The sequence below is a fragment of the Candidatus Polarisedimenticolia bacterium genome (genome assembly GCA_036001465.1).
Lineage (GTDB): Bacteria > Acidobacteriota > Polarisedimenticolia > Gp22-AA2 > Gp22-AA2 > Gp22-AA3.
The window spans coordinates 1-19,102 of record DASYUH010000034.1 but is presented as its reverse complement, the minus strand read 5'-3'; the positions used below and the strand labels follow the sequence as shown (position 1 = coordinate 19,102).

At 69.2% G+C, this 19,102-nt stretch carries 16 protein-coding genes; 14 read left to right on the top strand and 2 right to left on the bottom strand.

What is annotated here, in order from left to right:
• Positions 1-20: 20 nt before the first annotated feature.
• Positions 21-1,028 (bottom strand): HD domain-containing phosphohydrolase, encoded by a 1,008-nt coding sequence (locus VGV60_07175; GenBank protein ID HEV8701037.1) that lies wholly within the window; start codon positions 1,026-1,028, stop codon positions 21-23.
• 449 nt (positions 1,029-1,477) lie between these two features.
• Here VGV60_07175 and VGV60_07170 point away from each other — a divergent pair, with 449 nt between their 5' ends.
• The 14 genes from VGV60_07170 to pdxA all read left to right on the top strand — a co-directional run bounded on the left by VGV60_07170 (position 1,478) and on the right by pdxA (position 18,096).
• Complete coding sequence (locus VGV60_07170) at positions 1,478-3,514, top strand: HNH endonuclease (protein HEV8701036.1); 2,037 nt, start codon at positions 1,478-1,480, stop codon at positions 3,512-3,514.
• A gap of 194 nt (positions 3,515-3,708) precedes the next feature.
• Positions 3,709-4,305 carry an ATP synthase F1 subunit delta gene (atpH, locus tag VGV60_07165; protein ID HEV8701035.1) on the top strand — a complete coding sequence of 199 codons (597 nt, stop codon included), beginning with the start codon at positions 3,709-3,711 and terminating at the stop codon, positions 4,303-4,305.
• 63 nt (positions 4,306-4,368) lie between these two features.
• Entirely contained in the window at positions 4,369-5,895 is a 1,527-nt protein-coding gene (gene atpA, locus VGV60_07160; GenBank protein HEV8701034.1) for a F0F1 ATP synthase subunit alpha, read from the top strand.
• A gap of 15 nt (positions 5,896-5,910) precedes the next feature.
• Positions 5,911-6,780 carry an ATP synthase F1 subunit gamma gene (gene atpG / locus VGV60_07155; protein HEV8701033.1) on the top strand — a complete coding sequence of 290 codons (870 nt, stop codon included), beginning with the start codon at positions 5,911-5,913 and terminating at the stop codon, positions 6,778-6,780.
• Positions 6,781-6,793: 13 nt separating this feature from the next.
• A complete protein-coding gene (locus VGV60_07150; GenBank protein ID HEV8701032.1) occupies positions 6,794-7,429 on the top strand; it encodes a PH domain-containing protein in 636 nt (211 codons plus the stop codon).
• 30 nt (positions 7,430-7,459) lie between these two features.
• Positions 7,460-8,875, top strand: coding sequence for a F0F1 ATP synthase subunit beta (atpD, locus tag VGV60_07145; GenBank protein HEV8701031.1), 1,416 nt, complete (start codon positions 7,460-7,462; stop codon positions 8,873-8,875).
• A gap of 7 nt (positions 8,876-8,882) precedes the next feature.
• On the top strand, positions 8,883-9,311 hold the full coding sequence (locus tag VGV60_07140; GenBank protein ID HEV8701030.1) for a F0F1 ATP synthase subunit epsilon: 429 nt from the start codon (positions 8,883-8,885) through the stop codon (positions 9,309-9,311).
• A gap of 40 nt (positions 9,312-9,351) precedes the next feature.
• Positions 9,352-10,140, top strand: coding sequence for a dolichyl-phosphate beta-glucosyltransferase (locus VGV60_07135; protein HEV8701029.1), 789 nt, complete (start codon positions 9,352-9,354; stop codon positions 10,138-10,140).
• The gene (rfaE2, locus tag VGV60_07130; protein ID HEV8701028.1) at positions 10,137-10,637 is read left to right on the top strand and encodes a D-glycero-beta-D-manno-heptose 1-phosphate adenylyltransferase; all 501 of its coding nucleotides are present in this window, start codon (positions 10,137-10,139) and stop codon (positions 10,635-10,637) included. The genes VGV60_07135 and rfaE2 overlap by 4 nt, the downstream gene beginning before the upstream one ends.
• A gap of 43 nt (positions 10,638-10,680) precedes the next feature.
• The gene (mfd, locus tag VGV60_07125) at positions 10,681-14,283 is read left to right on the top strand and encodes a transcription-repair coupling factor (protein ID HEV8701027.1); all 3,603 of its coding nucleotides are present in this window, start codon (positions 10,681-10,683) and stop codon (positions 14,281-14,283) included.
• Positions 14,280-15,296 carry a peptidyl-prolyl cis-trans isomerase gene (locus VGV60_07120; protein ID HEV8701026.1) on the top strand — a complete coding sequence of 339 codons (1,017 nt, stop codon included), beginning with the start codon at positions 14,280-14,282 and terminating at the stop codon, positions 15,294-15,296. The genes mfd and VGV60_07120 overlap by 4 nt, the downstream gene beginning before the upstream one ends.
• Entirely contained in the window at positions 15,244-16,383 is a 1,140-nt protein-coding gene (locus tag VGV60_07115; protein HEV8701025.1) for a peptidyl-prolyl cis-trans isomerase, read from the top strand. Before VGV60_07120 ends, VGV60_07115 begins: the two co-directional genes overlap by 53 nt.
• A 191-nt stretch (positions 16,384-16,574) precedes the next feature.
• The gene (locus VGV60_07110; GenBank protein HEV8701024.1) at positions 16,575-16,967 is read left to right on the top strand and encodes a hypothetical protein; all 393 of its coding nucleotides are present in this window, start codon (positions 16,575-16,577) and stop codon (positions 16,965-16,967) included.
• 88 nt (positions 16,968-17,055) lie between these two features.
• Positions 17,056-18,096 (top strand): 4-hydroxythreonine-4-phosphate dehydrogenase PdxA, encoded by a 1,041-nt coding sequence (gene pdxA, locus VGV60_07105; GenBank protein HEV8701023.1) that lies wholly within the window; start codon positions 17,056-17,058, stop codon positions 18,094-18,096.
• Between the two features lie 54 nt (positions 18,097-18,150).
• On the opposite strand, the gene VGV60_07100 is transcribed toward pdxA, so the two are convergent.
• Positions 18,151-19,102, bottom strand: a 952-nt coding sequence (locus tag VGV60_07100) for an inositol monophosphatase family protein (GenBank protein HEV8701022.1), incomplete at its 5' end; no start/stop codon positions are given.

Sequence of the window (19,102 nt, the reverse complement as noted above, 5' to 3'; positions counted from 1 at the left end):
CGCCATACTCGGACAGGCTCCTAGGGCCTGCCCCGCCGCCGGCTCCCCGAGACGGCCGGGACCGGCTCGTCCACCGCCGGCGAGATCGACCGCGCGGGGTCGAGCATGTCCACGATCTCCCTGTCCCACCAGCCCTTGGCGACCTCCTCCCGCATGATGGTCATCACCGTCTCGTGGGGCAGCGCCTTGCGGTAGGGCCGGGCGGTGGCCAGGGCGTCGTAGACGTCGACCGCGGTGATGATCCGCACCAGGAGCGGGATCTCCTTGCCCGCCAGATGGTCGGGATAGCCGGAGCCGTCGAGCTTCTCGTGATGGTGCCTGATGAGGGGCAGGACGCGCTCCATGGTGCGCATCGCCTTGCACAGATTGGCGCCGACGACGGGGTGGGTGCGCATCACGGTGAGCTCTTCCGGCGTCAGGGGGGCCGGTTTGTTCAGGACCGAGTCGGACACCGCGATCTTGCCGAGATCGTGGAAGATCCCCCCCAGCCAGAGCGTCTCGAGATCCTCCTGCCCCAGGCCGAGGGTCTTCCCGATGCGCACCGCGTACTGCCCGAGCCGCTTGCAGTGATCCCCCGTGTAGCGGTCGCGCCCCTCGACGACCAGCGCGATGCTCTTCAGGACGTTCGAGGCGTGCTCGAACTCGTCCGTGAAATGCTTCAAAGATAGAAGCGAGCGGACGCGAGTGGTCAGCTCGACGGTGTCGAACGGCTTGTTCAGGAAATCGTCGGCCCCCAGTTCGATCGCCTTGATCTTGTCGGGCAACAGATCGAGGGTCGTCAGCACGATGACCGGGACGAGCCGCGTGCGCGGATCGTTCTTCAGCTCGCGGCACACGTCATACCCATCGCGCCGGGGCATCACGAGATCGAGAAGCACGAGATCGGGAACGTGATCGGCGATCGACGCCAGCGCCTCCTCGCCGTCCCCCGCTTCCTCGACCTGGTAGCCGAGAGGGTCCAGGAGCTCGCGCAGCAGCCTCCGGTTCTCCGGCTCGTCATCCACCACGAGAATCCGCTCGGAAGACATGCGCCATCCCTCGACCGAAGTTGCCGCGCCTGCCAGGACGATCCCTGGATCAGAAGATTTGCGTGGCGGGGGCGGATGTCAAGGCTCAAACGACACGATCGCGCCGGCGACGGAAATGTGATCGGGGCTTCGCAGCGACCTGCTGAGCGATCTCGAGCGCTTGGCGAGGGAACATGAGAGGCTGACAGTCAGGTGTCTGGGACGTCCGTGGAACGACCGGTCCCTGGTGAGTGAAGGTTCTGGCGACGTCGGGCAGGCTTGAGAAGACCGACGAGATCGTCCGGCGCATCCTGTAAGGAAGCCCTCAACAATTTTTTGAAGATTGTGCTTGACTCGCGCAATGCATAGGTGTATCTTACACCCAGCGTGAACGGCACTGCCCGCCCCCGCCGCGCGCGCTTCGTCCCAACGAAGGTGGCTCCATCCAACGCCCCAGGCGAGGTGTCTCTTTGCAGGGGATGGTCTCTCAGGACAAGGATTTCGCCGGGCCCATGGGGCCTGCGGCACAGGCGATCCGTCTGGAGCCGAAGGCGACGTACGTGCCCGAAGCGCTTCTCGATCTTGCGTCGGGGGGTGAAGGCCGTCAAATCGTGCGTGGCCTCGCGGCGTTCCTCCTCGACCGTCATCTCCGGCGCCTGTCCTGTATGCGCAGTCCTCTCGAGCTGCGCCTTGGTCGGCTGCTGGCACGGTTGCGAGCGTCGTCGGGGTATCTGGAGCTTGGCTTCGCTAGGCTGGCCGACTACGTGACCGAGCGCCTCGGGATGTCGGCACGGCGGATGCAGGTGCTCCTTCAGATCGATGCGGGCCTGGAGGATCTGCCGGTCACGGCAGAAGCATACAGGGCTGGGTCAATCACGCACAGCCAGCTCCGACTGCTGCTTCGGATCGTGACACCGGACACGGAGGCCCGATGGGTGGGGAGGGCCAGGAGCGTCACGGTGCGGCTTCTCCAGGAGGAAATCCAAGCGGCGGCGCGTGAAGCGGCGAGCGCCACGCTTGCCGATGCGACCGCGACCCCGGCGGCCACCACAGCGCCGATCGATGAAGAAAGGGAGGGGCGATGGGAGAGCTTCAGATGCCCGGAGCAAATCCGGGGTCGGTGGGAGTATGCGCTTGAGATTTGCCGGGCGTCGGCGGGAAGCGATGCCCCGGCCTGGCAGTGCGCCGAGTACATTGCCGCAGATTTTCTTGCCGGAGTGCCGGATCTTCCCTCGATGCTTGCGCGTGGCTGCCAGGACGGGGCTGCCTCGGAGACCGAATTCGATGATCCCCTAACCGAGGACGATCCTTGCCCGGCGGGAAAGTCGCCCTGCGGACAGGATGACGGCGTCGATCTCTTCGAGGAAGTGCTCGCGACCTACGAGAGGAGGCACGGTTCCAACCGGTGGGCGCCGCCGGAGAATCCGGAGGTTATCCTGCCGGATGATGTGCGAGACGATCCGGCGGATGGGCCCCGGGATCTGGATGACAGACTGCGGGCCCTGATCCGCCTCCGCCAGAACCTGGCCTGGCAACAGGGGCGCCTGCTCCGCACGCTTGTTGCGCTCGGACTCCACCGGGAGATCGGGTTTCTGTCCTTCGAGAGTTATTGTCGTGAGCGCGTTGGCTTCGGCTTGCGGCGGGCGCGGCAGCTGATAGCCCTCGATCGTCGGCTCACCGGCCTGCCGCGCATCGCCGACGCGTACCGAGGGGGCGATCTCTCGTGGGTCCAGGCTTCGAGCGTGGTCCGCGTGGCGGATCGGCAGTCCGAAGAGGCCTGGGTGCGGCTCGCAACGTCCGTCACCGTCCGGCGTCTGCGTGATGAGGTCAATATTGCCGCCGGCCGGGCCGGGGACCCTGGCGTTCGAGCGGGAGGCTTGCAGCCGGCGGGGATGACTCCCTCGGGAGAAATCGAGCCGCGATCTCCACGGCTCGGACCGTGGAGCGGGGTGCAAACGTGTGCGCGGAGCGTCGAAGAACCGCAGGCCGCCGAGGCCGGGGTGCAAACGTGGGCGTCATGGGGGACGGTCCGCTTCTGGGCTCCGGACGATGTCGCCCGCCTCTGGCGTCACGCGATCGAAGTCTGCCGTCTTGTCGCAGGCAGCGCTCTGCAGGATTGGGAATGCGTCGAGTCGATGCTGTCGTCTTTCAGGAAGACATGGGAGGTAACTGACGGCGCAGACTGGCAGCGAAATTATCTCATCTACGAACGGGACGGCTGGCGCTGCCGGGTCCCCGGCTGCTCCTCCCGCCGGAACCTCAACGCGCACCACATCTTCTACCGTTCGCAGGGCGGCGACGACGAGGGGGAGAACCTGGTGACCATCTGCGCCACGCATCACCATCAGGGGTTCCACGCGAGCCGACTGCGGTGTCATGCGCTGCCGGGCGGTCTTTTCGCCTGGGCGCTGGGACGGCGACTGGAGGGTAGGCCGCTGGAGCGATTCATCGAAGACGTCCGGTGGGGAAAAGCGTTGAGGAAGCCGGGGATGGAGAGCGTTGAATGACGATGCGTCCGCGGTTCCTCTCCCGCCTAAGCCCCGCGATCGTTGACACTTCGGCGGGGCGTGTGCTACGTTCCGCCGTTCCGAAGAGGGTTTCCCGGCGGCGCCACGGGCAGGCGGCGCGTGCGGGGTCTTATGATGCCTCCCGGCGTCCTTCCGGTCCCGGCCGCCGGCCCTTCCCTGTCCGGAGAACTCGGGTGCAGCCAGTCGTCGTCGCGAAGCGGTACGCGCGGGCCCTCGCCGACCATGTCGACGGGGCCGGGATGCGGGGCGGGAGGGGCAAGCCCGCCCGGGCCGGCCACAACACCACACCGGATTTGCAGGCGGTCGCGGACGAACTGGACCTGGCCGCCCGCGTGCTGGGCGCCGACCTCATGTTCCAGCGCTTCTTCGCGGATCCCGCCATCGGCCAGGAGGAGAAGCGGGCGGCGATCGACGCGCTGGCGAAGCACGGCAAGCTCGGCGACTCGGTACGGAGATTCCTGCTGGTCCTGGTCGCCAACCGGCGGCTCGGGATGATCGGCGCCGTCCGGGACGCGTTCGCCTCGATCAAGGACGAGCGCATCGGCATCGTCTCGGCGGAGACGACGACGGCGAGGCCCCTCACGGCGGCCGAGGCGAAGCGCCTGCATGCGGCGCTGGAGAGCCTGACCGGCCGGTCCGTGAAGGTCACGCACCTCGTGGACCCCTCCGTGCTGGGGGGGGCGCGCACCCGCATCGGGTCGAAGGTCTACGACGGCACGCTGAGGCACAAGCTGGAGACCCTGCGCGGCCGGCTCGTGGGCGCGCGATGAACGGTCGGACCCGGGCCGCCGTTCACCCTGGGGTTTGACGAACCATTTCTAGGAGAACGCCGCATGGCGGAGATCAAGGCGGACGAGATCACCAGCGTCCTGAGGCAGCAGATCGAGGGGTTCCAGGGGGGCGTGGAGGTCTCCGAGGAGGGGACGATCATCTCGGCCGGCGACGGCATTGCCCGGGTGTACGGCCTCGAGAACTGCATGGCCGGCGAGCTCCTGCAGCTGCCGCACAACGTCTACGGGATGGCGCTCAACCTCGAGGAAGAGTCGGTGGGCGTCGTGCTGTTCGGCGAGTTCTTCAAGATCAAGGAAGGGGACACGGTCAAGCGCACGGGCCGCATCACCGAGGTCCCGGTCGGCGACGAGCTGATCGGCCGGGTGGTCAACCCTCTGGGGATGCCGCTGGACGGCAAGGGGCCGATCGCCACCAGGAAGACGGGACAGCTGGAGCGCATCGCGCCGGGCGTCGTGGACCGGCAGCCGGTCAAGGAGCCGCTGCAGACCGGCATCAAGGCGATCGACGCCATGATCCCGATCGGCCGCGGCCAGCGCGAGCTGATCATCGGGGACCGCCAGACCGGCAAGACCGCCATCGCCATCGACGCCATCCTCAACCAGAAGGACAGCGGCGTGATCTGCATCTACGTCGCCATCGGCCAGAAGCGATCGACCGTGGCCCAGGTGGTCAAGACGCTGACCGACATGGGGGGGATGGCGTACACCATCGTCGTGACCGCCTCGGCGTCCGACCCGGCGACCCTGCAGTACATCGCGCCGTACGCCGGCTGCTCCATGGGAGAGTTCTTCCGCGACAATGGGCGGCACGCGCTGGTCATCTACGACGACCTGAGCAAGCACGCCGCCGCCTACCGCGAAATCTCCCTCCTGCTGCGCCGGCCGCCAGGCCGGGAGGCCTACCCCGGGGACGTCTTCTACCTGCACTCGCGCCTCCTGGAGCGCGCGGCCAAGATGAGCGACGAGCTCGGGGGGGGCTCGCTGACGGCGCTGCCGGTCATCGAGACGCAGGCCGGCGACGTGTCGGCCTACATCCCGACCAACGTCATCTCCATCACCGACGGGCAGATCTACCTGGAGGGGGACCTGTTCTTCTCGGGCATCCGGCCGGCGGTCAACGTCGGGTTGTCGGTCAGCCGGGTCGGCGGCAACGCGCAGATCAAGGGGATGAAGCAGGTGGCCGGGACCCTGCGCCTCGACCTGGCGCAGTTCCGCGAGCTGGCGGCGTTCGCGCAGTTCGGCTCGGACCTGGACAAGGCGACCCAGGCCCAGCTGGCCCGCGGCCGGCGTCTCACCGAGCTCCTGAAGCAGCTGCAGTACAGGCCCCTGTCGGTCGAGAAGCAGGTCATCGCTCTGTTCGCCGGGGTCAACGGCTTCCTGGACGGCCTGGAGGTCGCGCAGGTGCGCCCCTTCGAGGAGGCGCTGTACCGCCACCTCGACGGCCCGGGGCGGCCCGTGTCCCGGAAACTCATGGAGCGGAAGGCGATCGACGACGAGATCAAGGCGGATCTGCGCGCCATGCTCGATGCCCTGAAGGTCGATTTCCTGGCGAAGTCGCCGGCCGCCTGAGGGCGCCAAGGTCCCATGGCCAACGTCCGCGACTACCGCACCCGCATCCGCAGCGTCAAGAGCACGCAGCAGATCACGCGCGCCATGAAGCTGGTGTCGGCATCCAAGCTGCGCCGGGCGCAGGACCGGATCCTCTCGGCGCGGCCCTACGCCCGCAAGATGCTCGAGGTCCTGTCGTCCCTCGCCACACGCGCCCACCCCGAGAAGCACCCGCTCCTGAGCCGGCGCCCGGAGGAGAAGGTCCTGGTCGTCGTGATCACCGCCGACAAGGGGCTGTGCGGCTCGTTCAACACCAACATCCTGAATCGCGCGCGGGTCTTCCTGGACGAGCGGCGGGGGCGGGCCGCGGGCATGGTCCAGGTCGACATCATCGGAAAGAAGGCCCGGGACTGGTTCCGGCGGCGCGACTACGGGGTGCGCCGCACCGTCGTCGACATCTTCAGGGACGTCACCTTCGAGGAGGCGCGCGACGTCGCCGGCCCGCTCATCGATCTCTTCTCGCGCGGCGAGCTCGACTCTGTGTACCTGGTCTACAACGAGTTCAAGTCGGTCATGCAGCAGCGCGTCGTGGTGGAGCCGCTCCTGCCGATCCCGCAGGCCGCGTTTCTGGCCGGGGCCGGGAAGCCCGAGGACTACCTCTACGAACCGCACCAGGAGAGCCTGTTCGCGGCGCTCCTGCCGAAGCACGTGATGATCCAGGTGCACCGGGTGCTCCTGGAATCGGTCGCTGCCGAGCACGGCGCCCGCATGACGGCGATGGAGAACGCCACGCGGAACGCGGGGGAGATGATCGACTCCCTGACCTTGCAGATGAACAAGATCCGGCAGGCGTCCATCACCAAGGAGATCCTCGAGGTGGTCAGCGGCGCCGAGGCGCTGAAGTAGCGGGCTCGATCCGATGAGGACGCCGCTGAGGCCGGGCGAGGAGCTGGTGGCGATGGTGCGCCGCCACTGGGTGGTGCTGAGCGGTCCCTTCGCGGCGGCGCTGTTCCTGCTCGGGTGCCTGATCGGGGCGTGGTTCATCAAGAGGCCCTGGATCGCACCGGCGGCCGGCGCGGCGCTCGCGGCGGCCGCCCTGTGGGCGGGCTGGCGCTGGCTCGAGTGGCGCTGCGATCTCTGGGCGATCACGTCGGAGCGCGTGATCGACGAGGCGGGCGTGCTGTCGCTGCGGGCCGTGGACAGCCCGCTCGACAAGATCCACAACGTCGCGTGCAGCCAGTCGCTCCTGGGACGGATGCTGGGATTCGGGACGCTTAACATCCAGACCGCCGCGGAAGCCGGCTCCACGACGATCGAACACGTCGCGCGACCGATGGAGGTGAAGGAGGCGATTCTCGAGCGCCAGCAGCGGGGCCGCTACCGGCCGGGAGACGATCCGCGCGGAGCGGCGGGCGGGGCCGGCGCGGCCGACGATCGCAGGGGCGGCGCGCCGGACGCCGCGGGCCCCGGCCACGAGACGAGAGAGTGCCCGTTCTGCGCGGAGCGGATCAAGGCCCGCGCCAAGGTGTGCCGCTTCTGCGGCCGCGATGTCTAGGGGTTCGACCCTGTCGAGGAGAACGCGTCGATGAACGTCGGCAAGATCGTGCAGATCATCGGTCCCGTGGTGGACGTGCAGTTCACCGACGAGAACCTTCCCGCCATCTACAACGCCGTGCGCATCACCAGCGAGGGGTTCGACGTCCCGCAGCCGATCGACGTCATCGCCGAGGTGGAGCAGCACCTGGGAGAAGGGCGCGTCCGCTGCGTGGCGATGGAGCCGACCGACGGCATGGTACGCGGCATGAAGGCCTTCGACACCGGGGCGGCGATCATGGTGCCGGTCGGCAAGGAGGTCCTGGGGCGGGTCATCAACGTCCTCGGGAGGCCGGTCGACAAGATGGGGCCGATCAAGGCCGCGAAGACCCTGCCGATCCACCGCGAGGCCCCCTCCTTCGAGGAGCAGAGCACCGAGCTGCAGATGTTCGAGACCGGCATCAAGGTCATCGACCTGCTCGAGCCGTACCTGAAGGGGGGCAAGACCGGGCTGTTCGGGGGGGCCGGCGTCGGCAAGACGGTCATCATCATGGAGCTGATCCACAACGTCGCCCTGAAGCACGGCGGCGTGTCGGTCTTCGCGGGTGTGGGGGAGCGCACCCGCGAGGGGAACGACCTGTGGCGCGAGATGAAGGAGTCGGGGGTCATCGGCAAGACCGCCCTGGTGTACGGCCAGATGACCGAGCCCCCCGGGGCGCGCCTGCGGGTCGGCCTGACCGGGCTGACGGAGGCGGAGTACTTCCGGGACTTCGAGGGGCAGGACGTCCTGCTGTTCATCGACAACATCTTCCGGTTCACGCAGGCGGGGTCGGAGGTGTCGGCGCTCCTCGGCCGCATGCCTTCAGCGGTCGGCTACCAGCCGACCCTGGCGACCGAGCTGGGGGAGCTGCAGGAGCGCATCACCTCGACCGTGAAGGGATCGATCACCTCGGTGCAGGCGATCTACGTTCCGGCCGACGACTACACCGATCCGGCCCCGGCCACGACGTTCGCGCACCTGGACGCCTCGACCAACCTGTCGCGCAAGATCTCCGAGCTGGGCATCTACCCGGCGGTCGATCCGCTGGCCTCGACCTCGCGCATCCTCGACCCGCGCATCGTCGGCCAGGAGCACTACGACGTGGCGCGCGGCGTGCAGGGACTCCTGCAGCGCTACAAGGACCTGCAGGACATCATCGCCATCCTGGGGATCGACGAACTGTCCGAGGAGGACAAGGTCATCGTGGCGCGGGCGCGCAAGATCCAGAGGTTCCTGTCCCAGCCCTTCTTCGTGGCCGAGCAGTTCACCGGGCTGAAGGGGAAGTACGTGCCGATCGCCGAGACCGTGCGCTCCTTCAAGGAGGTCCTGGAGGGGAAGCACGACGACCTTCCCGAGCAGGCGTTCTACCTGGTCGGCGCCATCGACGAGGTGATCGAGCGGGCCGAGAAGATGAAGTCGGCCGCCTGAGGAGACCATGCCGCTACCGGAGTCGATCCACCTGGAGATCGTCACGCCCGAGCAGCGCCTGGCCAACGAGGTCGTGGACGAGGTGGTCCTGCCCGGGAGCGAGGGTTCGCTCGGCGTCCTTCCCGGCCACACGCCGCTCCTGACGACCCTCGGGATCGGCGAGCTGATGTACCGGCGAGGGGCCTCCCGGCACCGGGTGGCGATCGCCTGGGGATTCGCCGAGGTCCTGCCGGACCGCGTGAGCATCCTGGCGGAGATCGCCGAGAGCGCCGAGGGGATCGACCGCGATCGAGCCCTGAAGGCGCGCGATCGCGCCGCGGCCCGTCTTGCGGGGCGATCGCCCGACACCGACTTCAAGCGCGCCCAGGTGGCGATGCAGAAGGCGATCATCCGCCTCCAGATCAGCGAGGGCGTCGGGCCGAACGAGCCGTCCTAGCGCATCGGGACGCCCCGGCCGCGGGCCGGCGAGGACCACCATGCAGCCCCGGTCCCGACTCTCGATCGTCATCCCCGCCTACAACGAGGCCGCGCGCATCCGCGCGAGCCTGCAGACGGCGGCCGACTACCTCGCCGCCAGCGCCCCCGATGCGGAAATCCTGGTGGTGGACGACGGCAGCGCCGACGGAACGGCCGCCCTCGTCGAGGCGTTCGCCGCCTCCCGTCCGCCCGGCGTCCCGCCGACCGTGAGACTCCTGAAGAACGGCAGGAACCGCGGCAAGGGATACAGCATCAAGCACGGAGTGCTCCTGGCCGGGGGGGACCTCGTGCTGACCTCGGATGCCGATTTCTCGACGCCGATCGCGGAGCTGCCGCTCCTCCTCCGGCCGGTCGAGACGGAGGGATACGGGATCGCCATCGGCTCGCGAGCGCTCGCGGAGTCGCGCGTGGAGATCCACCAGGCGGCGTGGCGCGAAGCGATGGGGCGCGGCTTCAACCGCCTGGTGCGCTCCCTCACCGGGCTCCCCTTCCGGGACACGCAGTGCGGCTTCAAGCTGATGCGGCGGCAGGACGTCCTGCCCCTGTTTCGCGCCGCGCGCATCGAGCGCTTCGCCTACGACGTCGAGATCCTCTACCTGGCCAGGAAGACCGGGATCCGCGTGGCGGAGGTGCCGGTCCTGTGGCGCAACGCCGCGGGGAGCAAGGTGAATCCACTGGTCGATCCGCTCGACATGCTGAAGGACATCGTGTGGGTGGTGCTGCGCGACCGCCTCGGCCGATATGGCGCGCTGGGGCGGCAGCCGGCCGCCGCGGATCGCCGGACATGAGGGTCTCGCGGGCGCGGAAGGCCCTGACGGCCGCCCGGGCGGTCGCCCTGGCGCGCCGTCTGCAGCGGCGCGGGCGGGTGGTGGTGTTCACCAACGGCTGCTTCGACCTGCTGCACGCGGGGCACGTGGAGCTCCTGGAAGCGGCGCGGGCGCACGGCGATTTCCTGGTGGTGGGCGTCAATTCCGATCGCTCCGTGAGGCGCCTGAAGGGGCCGGGGCGCCCGATCGTCCCGCTGCCTGAGCGGATGGAGATCCTGGCCGCGCTCCGCGCGGTGGATTGCGTCGTGGGGTTCGGCGAGGCGACGCCCGCCCGCCTGATCTCCCGGCTCCGCCCGGACGTCCTGGTGAAGGGATCGGACTACCGCAAGAGGGAGATCGTCGGCCGCGACACGGTCGAGGCCCTGGGCGGCCGGGTGGTCCGGGTGCCGCTGCGGCGCGGGCTCTCCACATCAGGCCTGATCCGGCGGGTCCTCCGCCCGCCCGTGCTTCGCGGCTGATCGCCCGGGCGGTCCGAGACTCGGACCAGCTCCTAAGGTGCCGGTGGAATCGATCCTGCGTTCTCTTCTCGACTTCACGGCGCGTGACCGCGATCTCCTGGCGTCCCTGCCGGACGCCGGGGAGGCGAAGCGCCGCCGGGTCGCGGTCGCCGGGCTGAACCCCGCCGCGGCGGCGGTCCTGGTGTCGGCCCTGACCGGGAGGGCCCCCGCCGGCAAGGTCCTGCTGATCGTCCCGGGCGAGAAGGAGGCGGAGGGGTTCAAGTCGGACCTGTCGTTCGCCCTCGCCGCGCTGCGCGGGCCCGGCGCCCGGGTCCACCTCTTCCCGTCGCTCGAGGCCGACCCGTACCAGGAGCTGGCGCCGCACCTGCGCGTCGCGTGCGAGCGCGCGCAGGCGCTGCGCTCCCTGCGCGAGCCGGGCGAGGCGATCGTGGTCGCCCCCACCCGCGCCCTCATCTACCCGCTGGCGCCTCCCGCGACGTTCGACGCGTACCGCCTCGATCTGAGCGAGCGGCAGCCCCTCCGGCCGGATGAGCTCTCAGGGTTCCTTCTGGAAGCGGGCTACCTAAGGGTCGATTTGGTCTCCTCGATGGGGGAGTTCTCCCGCCGGGGCGGCATCATCGATTTCTTCCCGCCCCTGGGCGGCGCCCCGTTGCGCGTCGAGTTCTGGGGAGAAGAGGTGGAATCGCTCCGCACCTTCGACCCCGAGACGCAGCGCTCCACCGCCCGCCTGCCGTCGGCCGAGGCGCCGCCGGTGCGCGAGTACCCCTGGTCGAATGCGGCGCTCGAGCGGCTGCGGGCGGCGCTCGAAGCGCGCCACGCCGCCTGGAAACCCCCGGCCGCCCGAAGGCACCGGTTCGACAAGGACGACCTCCTGACCCGGATCGAGGCGCTCGCCTCGGGCCGGTCCTTCGCCGGCCTCGAAGCCTGTGTCCGGCTGGCGGAGCCGCGCCCCGCGTCGCTGTTCGACTATGCGCCGGGGGCGCTTCTGGTCTCCTGGGAGGAGGGCCAGGTCCTCTCGGACCTCGAAGCGGTCTACGTCGAGATGCATGCCTCCTACGATCTGTCCGAGGATTTCGGCATGCCTCCGCCCGGCGATCTGCTCCTGCCGCGCGAGGTGCTGGAGCCGAGGGCGAAGCAGGCGCGCGTGCGCCTCTCGGAGCTGGCGCTCGAGGCGGGGCGCACGGCCCCCTTGCGCGTCCCCTGCGTGCCGGCGCGGCCCTACAGGGGCCGCATCCAGGAGCTGGCCGCCGATCTGAGGCAGGCGCCCCCCCGCACGACCACGCTCTTCCTGATGGAGAGCCCCGGCCGAATCGAGCGGCTGCGGGAGGTCCTCGGCGAGTACGACCTCCCCGCCGCCGTCCTGAGCGACGCGCCGGCGCCTTCCGGCGTCCCGACGGCCGCCCAGGGGGTCCCGGGCCTCCTGATCGCCGCCGGCCGGCTGTCGCAGGGGTTCACGCTGCCGCGCGCCGGACTTCAGATCCTGACCGAGCGGGAGGTCTTCGGCGAGCACGCCGAGCGCGAGGGGCGGCGTCGCAAGGTGGCGGCGTTCAGCCCCGGCTTCAGGGACTTGAAAGTCGGCGACCTGGTGGTCCACGTCGAGCACGGCATCGCCAAGTACGCCGGCATCGCGCGCGTGGGCGAGGACGGATCGGCGCGCGACTTCATGCTCCTGACCTACGAAGGGGGCGACCGGCTGTACGTGCCGATCGACCGGCTCGACCTGGTGCAGCGCTACTCCGGCGTGCACGGGCAGAAGGCGAAGCTCGATCGCCTGGGCGGTCCGGGCTGGGAGCGCACCCAGAAGAAGGTCAAGAAGGCGATGCAGGAGATGGCCCAGGATCTCCTGCAGCTCTATGCGGCGCGCGCCGCGGCGCGCGGCCATGCCTTCGCGCCCGACACCGCCTGGCAGAAGGAGTTCGAGGACGCCTTCCCTTACGAGGAGACCTCCGATCAGGAGAAGGCGATCCGCGATGTGCGGGCCGACATGGAGAAGGACCTGCCGATGGACCGCCTGATCTGCGGCGACGTCGGCTTCGGCAAGACCGAAGTGGCGATGCGGGCGGCGTTCAAGGCGGTCATGGAGGGGAAGCAGGTCGCCGTCCTCTGCCCGACGACGGTCCTGGCCTTCCAGCACCTCAACACGTTCCGCGAGCGGTTCTCCTCCTGGCCGGCGCGCATCGAGATGATCTCCCGCTTCCGCTCCCCGCGGGAGCAGAAGGCGCTGCTCCTCGAGGTCGCCGCGGGCAAGGTGGACATCCTGATCGGCACGCACCGGCTTTTGTCCCGGGACGTGACGTTCAGCGACCTCGGTCTCCTGGTGGTCGACGAGGAGCAGCGCTTCGGGGTGTCCCACAAGGAGGCGATCAAGGCGATGAAGAAGGACGTCGACGTCCTGACGCTCACCGCCACCCCGATCCCGCGGACGCTGCAGATGGCGCTCGCCGGAATCCGTGACATGTCGGTCATCGAGACCCCCCCGGAGAACCGCCTGGCGATCCAGACCTCCATCGTGCCGTTCCGGGACGGGGTGATCGCCACGGCGATCCGCAACGAGACGAAGCGCGGCGGGCAGGTGTACTTCGTGCACAACCGCGTCGAGTCGATCGCCTCGATGGCCGGCTTCCTGCGACGGACGGTGCCGGAGGCGCGCCTGGGCGTGGCCCACGGCCAGATGGGCGAGGGGATGCTCGAACGCACGATGATCGCCTTCCTGAACGGCGAGTTCGACGTCCTCCTGGCGACGACCATCATCGAGAACGGCCTCGACATCCCCCGGGTGAACACCATCATCGTGAACCGCGCCGACCGCTTCGGCCTGGCGCAGCTCTACCAGCTGCGCGGCCGGGTGGGGCGGTCGGACCGCCGGGCGTACGCCTACCTCCTGGTGCCGGCGCGCCAGGGGCTCTCGCCGGTCGCGAGGCGCCGCCTGAAGGCGCTGCAGGAGTTCTCGGAGTTGGGATCGGGTTTCCGAATCGCGGCGATGGACCTGGAGATCAGGGGCGCCGGAAACCTCCTGGGGGCGGAGCAGAGCGGCCACATCGCGGCGGTCGGCTTCGAGATGTACTGCCGCCTCCTGGACCAGACGATCCGCGAGATGAAGGGGGAGGCGCCGCGCCCCGAGAGCCGGGCCCAGATCAACCTGGGCGTGGACATCAAGATCCCGGAGGAATCGATCCCCGACTTCAACGAGCGCCTGGTGCTCTACAAGCGGATCTCGACCGCCCCGGGCGAGGCGGAGCTGGAACGCATCCAGGACGAGATCCGCGATCGGTACGGCGACGTGCCGGCGCAGGCGGTCAACCTGGTGGCGCTGGCGACCCTGCGCCTCGAGGCGGACCGCCTGGGCGTGCGCGCCATCGATTCCGCCGCCGGGCGCGTGCAGATCCGCTTCGTCGAAGGGGCCCCGGTCTCCCCGGAAGGGCTGGTGCGCGTGACGGCGGCCCGTCCGGGGGCCAGCCTGTCCCCCCAGGGCGTGCTGCGCCTGGAGCTCCGGGGACCGGGCGGCTCCACGGGGACGTCGCGGCCGGCCGCGGACCTGGCGCGCATCGAGGCGGTGATCGACCTCTTGAAGTCGATCGGGGCGGGTGGTAGCATGCGCGCGCCTTCACAGCCCACCGCGGTCGGGCCATCCGACGGAGACAGGTGAAAATCCGGAAGCAGGGCAGGCAGGAAAACGGGCGGGTCTTCGTGGCCCGCGCGCTGCTCCTGGCCTGCGCCTCCATCCTGGGGTGCACCTCGCACAAGGATGACTCGACGGCCGGGGCCTCGACGTCCCCCGGCGCGAGCCGGGCCCAGGCGATGCTCGACGCCCAGGTGGTGGCCACGGTCGGCGGCGAGCCGATTCCGATGAAGGCCTTCGAGCGCTACCTGGCCGACAACTCCGGCGACAGCGAGGACGAAGAGGCCGAGCAGACCAACGCCATCCGGAGCCGGCTCCTCGACCAGATGATCGAAGAGCAGCTCCTGATGCGGCAGGCCAAGGGCCTGGGGGTCACCGTCTCCGAGGCCGAGGTCGACGATTACCTGGCCCAGATAGGCGTCAGCGAGGGGGAGGCCGAGGTCGCGGGGGGCGAGGGGAAGGAGGCGTTCCGGGACAAGGTCCGCCAGGGCCTCATCCTCCAGAAGGTGAAGGACAAGGCGGTGATGAGCAAGGTGGAGGTCACCCCCGGGGAGGTCGAAGATTATCTGAAGAAGCAGCCGGAGGCCGCCCGGGTTCCTCGATCGGTTGTCCTGCGCCAGATCCTGATCGATGATAAGAGCCTGGCCGAACGGCTGGCGGCGCAGCTCGCCAAGGAGCCGGCGCGCTTCGAGGCGCTGGCGCGGGAGAATTCGGTCGCGCCGGACAAGGGGCAGGCCCGGGCGTACACCGAAGAGCAGCTCCCGGTCGAGCTGCGGGAGGCTCTCTTCCAGCTCGAGCCGGGGCGGGCCAGCGGCGTCCTGGAGAACTCCGGCAGGTACCTGATTTTCCAGCTGGTGCGCAAGATGGAGCCGATGGACGCGGACCTCTCCGAGGTGAAGCACCGGCTCCAGCTGGAGTTGTTCCGCAAGAAAGGGGAGCAGGCGCTCGAGCGCTACATCGCCGACCTGAAGAAAGACACGGAGGTCCATGTCAATCGCGCCGTCCTCCCCTTCGAGTATTCCGGCGAGTACCGGAACTAGATTCGCGTCCCGGGCCCGCCTCCTCCCCGCCACCGCCCTGGCCATCCTGACGGCCCTCCTGGCGCCCGCCGTCCCGGCCGAGGGGGCGATCGTCGAGGAAATCGTGGCCAAGGTGAACAACCGCATCGTCACCAAGAGCGAGTTCGAGGAGCGCGGGAGCTACGTCCTGAAGCAGATCTACCAGCAGTACTCGGGCGCGGAGCTCGACCGGGAGCTGGTGGATGCCCAGGAGAGCATGCTGGCGAACATGATCACCGAGCTCCTGCTCATCGACCGGGCCGAGAGCCTCCTCGACCTGAGCAAGGTGCGCAAGAACCTGGTGGACGATTTCCGCAAGCAGCAGAACATCGCGAGCGACGAGGACCTGGACAAGCTCCTCAAGGAGCAGGGAATGACCCGGCAGGATCTCGAAGAGCAGCTCGTCCGGCTGGCCGTGCCCCAGGAGATCATCAGCTACGAGGTGCGGCGGAAGATCAGCGTCAGCGAGCCGGAGATCAAGAAGTACTACGAAGATCACCAGGCGAACTGGGAAACGCCCGCGACCGTGACCTTCAACGAGATCGTGCTCTTCTACGAGGACGCCACGAAGCCGGAGGTGCTGTCCCGCGCCCAGGGGATCGTGCGCGAAGCGAACGCGGGGACCGACTTCGGGGAGCTGGTGCAGCGCCACTCCGAAGCTCCGAGCAAGGAGTCGGGCGGCTTCCTCGGCCCGTTCCCGGCCTCCGACCTGCAAACGGCGATCGCCGAGGCCGCCTTCCGGCTCGAGGCTGGCCAGGTTTCCGAGCCGATCGACACCGGCCGGTCGTACCTGGTGATCCGGCTGGTCGGCAAGACCGACAGGGTGGTGAAGACGATCGACGAGGCGCGCGAAGCGACGGTCAAGGCGGTGCGCGAAGGGAAGTTCCGCCCGCGCTACAACACGTATATCAAGAAGCTGTGGAAGGACAACCAGATCGAGATCTCCCCGAAGTACGAGCACTTCCTGGTGCGCTCCCCCTTGAAGCAGGGCCCCGGCGGTCAGGCCCCGGCCCCGATTGGGGGGAAGGAGGAGGTCGCGCCGCCGGAAAAGCCGGGAGACGCGGAATGAACATCGGGTTGTCGGCGGGACGAAGCGTGTGCTAGCATGCATGCAGGCTTGCGTCCCCAGATTTCTACCAGCCGGCTATGTGAAACTCGAATCTGGTGCGTGATCTCTGCCGGGAGCTCGGGGCCCCGGCAATAGCAAAGCCCGGAGCGTGGCGCGGGCGGGACCGCGCGGAACGTGAGGGGTTCGAAACCATGCGCCGCATTGATTTCGGAAACGAGGACCCGGGACAGGACGACCCCAGGAAGGGGGAAGACCAGGTGAACCGGAAGCTGATCAGGCCGAACCTGGCCGATCTGAAGGACAGGCTGACGCCGCGGCAGCCCCGGCGCAAGCAGGTCCCCCCCGACCAGACCAGCGCGGAGGCGTTCTACTATCTCAAGCAGATGAACGCCAGGACTCCGATGGTCGTCGTCCTCAAGGACGGCGAGGAGCTGCGCGGGGTCATCGAGTGGTACGACCGGACCTGCATCAAGGTCAACCGGGTCGGAGCTCCCAACCTGATGGTGATGAAGGACTGCATCAAGTACATGTACAAGGCCGAGGAGCAGGACGAGAGCCGGGCGACCCGCTCCGACGGGATCTAGGAGCCGGCCCGGGCCTTGGGCCGAGGGGGACGGGCCGTGCCGACGCCGTCCCCCCCCTGAACGACACCCTCTTCGGGCCAAATCCCCGATGAAGCCTGTCATCGCCATCACCGCCGGCGACCCGTTCGGGGTCGGCCCGGAGATCTGTCTCCGGGCCGCCGCCTCGAAGGCGGTGCAGGACGCCTGCCGCCCCCTTCTCATAGGCGACCGGGATCACCTCCTCCGGGTGGCACAGGTCCTCCCCGGCGGGACGGCGGGGGACCCGGCCTCCTGGCCCGAGGTCAGCAAGTCCCCCTTCGCCTGGGGCTCGAAGCAGGGGGACGACATCGTCGTCAGGACCTGGGCTTCGGGCCCGGCCATCTACGACATGTCGGACCATCCCCAGCCGCCGGCGTCCCCCGGACCGACGGTCGCGGGGGGTCGGTCCTCGGTCATGTACGTGAAGCAGGCGGTGGCCCTGTCCCGCTCCCGCGCCGTCTCGGGGGTCGCAACGGCGCCGATCAGCAAGGAGGCGATGCGCCTGGCGAACGTCCGATACCCGGGGCACACCGAGCTCCTGGCGGACCTCTGCGGCCTGGAGCCGGACGAGGTGGCGATGATGTTCGTCACCCCCGAGATGAAGGTGGCCCTCGCCACGGTCCACCTGTCGCTCCGGGAGGCGATCGCCTCCCTCACGTCCCGGGGGATCGAGGCGAGGCTGCGGCTGGTCCGGCAAGAGCACAGGCGGTGGTTCGGAAACGAGCCCCGCATCGCCCTGTGCTCCCTGAACCCGCACGCCGGCGAAGGGGGGATGTTCGGCGCCGAGGAGCGCGATCTCCTGGCGCCGGCGATCGCGGCCGCCCGGCAGGAGGGCATCGACGCCTCCGGGCCATTTCCAGCCGACACCCTGTTCGTCCGCGCCGCGCGCGGCGAATTCGACGTCGTCCTGGCGCTCTACCACGACCAGGCGACCCTCCCCGTCAAGGCGCGCTCGTTCGGCAGCGCCGTCAACATGACCCTCGGCCTGCCGTTTCTCCGCACCTCCGTCGACCACGGCACGGCGTACGACCTGGCAGGCAAGGGGACGGCGGACCACGGCAGCCTGGTCGAAGCGATCCTGCTGGCCGCCAGGCTGGCGGACCGGGCCTGAAGCGGGCAATCGGGTGGCGGAGCGGGCTTGACCCGGGGGTTCGGCCCGGAGCGGTCAGCCCTTCCCTTCGGACTCCCGCAGGACCCGCAGCATCGGGGGGTGGACGTTCAGGTTGGCGGCGACGATGTCGCCGGTCTTCAGGAAATCGTCACGCCCCCGGAAGTCGGTGACCATCCCCCCGGCCTCCCGCACCAGGAGGCTGCCGGCGGCGATGTCCCAGGGGGACAGCGACATCTCCCAGAAGCCGTCGAACCGGCCCGCGGCGACGTACGCCAGGTCGAGGGCGGCCGAGCCGTCCCTTCTGATTCCGGACGCGCCGAGGGTGAAGGCGCGGAACGCGGCGATGAAATCGTCCAGGCGCTCGAGCGAGCGGAACGGAAAACCGGTCACCAGGAGGGCCTGGGTCAGTTTCTCGGCCGTCGAGACCCGGATCGGCTCGCCGCTCAGGAAGGCGCCCCGGCCGCGGGCGGCGGTGAACATCTCGTTCCGCAGTGGATCGAAGACGGCTGCGGCGCGCATCCCCTCCGCGTCGGCGAGGCCGACCGACACCGAGAACAGGGGGTAGCCGTGGATGAAATTGGTGGTCCCGTCGAGAGGATCGATGTACCAGCGGTACTCGCTCGTGCCGGTCGACGGCGAGGACTCCTCGGCCATGATCGAATGATCGGGGAATCGCTCCCGGATCAGCCCGACCACCGCCTCCTCCGCCTTCCGGTCGACGATGGTGACGAAATCGTTGCGCCCCTTTTCGTGAATCGGGTAGCTGCCGCGCCGGTTCCAGTACTCCATCAGGACCCGACCCCCCTCGCGGGCGCAGGAGACGCAGGCGCTGAGGTGGAAGTCGAGTGCCGCCGGCGAGGCCCCCTCGACCTGACCGCCGATCCGGCCGCGGGCGGCGGCCCGGCGCCGCGCCACGGAGAGGCGTCGCGCCGCCGTCAGGCGGACGACCCGCGGTGGAGGCCTCTTCCCTCCAGCCGGCTTGGGGGCCGGCCAGCGGGCAGGCCGT

What these genes read in the sequence shown, in the direction of transcription:
- VGV60_07175 (HEV8701037.1), bottom strand. Translation starts at nt 1,028, where the DNA reads ATGTCTTCCGAGCGGATTCTCGTGGTGGATGACGAGCCGGAGAACCGG.
- atpA (HEV8701034.1), top strand. Translation starts at nt 4,369, where the DNA reads ATGGCGGAGATCAAGGCGGACGAGATCACCAGCGTCCTGAGGCAGCAG.
- atpG (HEV8701033.1), top strand. Translation starts at nt 5,911, where the DNA reads ATGGCCAACGTCCGCGACTACCGCACCCGCATCCGCAGCGTCAAGAGC.
- VGV60_07150 (HEV8701032.1), top strand. Translation starts at nt 6,794, where the DNA reads ATGAGGACGCCGCTGAGGCCGGGCGAGGAGCTGGTGGCGATGGTGCGC.
- atpD (HEV8701031.1), top strand. Translation starts at nt 7,460, where the DNA reads ATGAACGTCGGCAAGATCGTGCAGATCATCGGTCCCGTGGTGGACGTG.
- VGV60_07140 (HEV8701030.1), top strand. Translation starts at nt 8,883, where the DNA reads ATGCCGCTACCGGAGTCGATCCACCTGGAGATCGTCACGCCCGAGCAG.
- VGV60_07135 (HEV8701029.1), top strand. Translation starts at nt 9,352, where the DNA reads ATGCAGCCCCGGTCCCGACTCTCGATCGTCATCCCCGCCTACAACGAG.
- rfaE2 (HEV8701028.1), top strand. Translation starts at nt 10,137, where the DNA reads ATGAGGGTCTCGCGGGCGCGGAAGGCCCTGACGGCCGCCCGGGCGGTC.
- VGV60_07115 (HEV8701025.1), top strand. Translation starts at nt 15,244, where the DNA reads ATGTCAATCGCGCCGTCCTCCCCTTCGAGTATTCCGGCGAGTACCGGA.
- VGV60_07110 (HEV8701024.1), top strand. Translation starts at nt 16,575, where the DNA reads ATGCGCCGCATTGATTTCGGAAACGAGGACCCGGGACAGGACGACCCC.
- pdxA (HEV8701023.1), top strand. Translation starts at nt 17,056, where the DNA reads ATGAAGCCTGTCATCGCCATCACCGCCGGCGACCCGTTCGGGGTCGGC.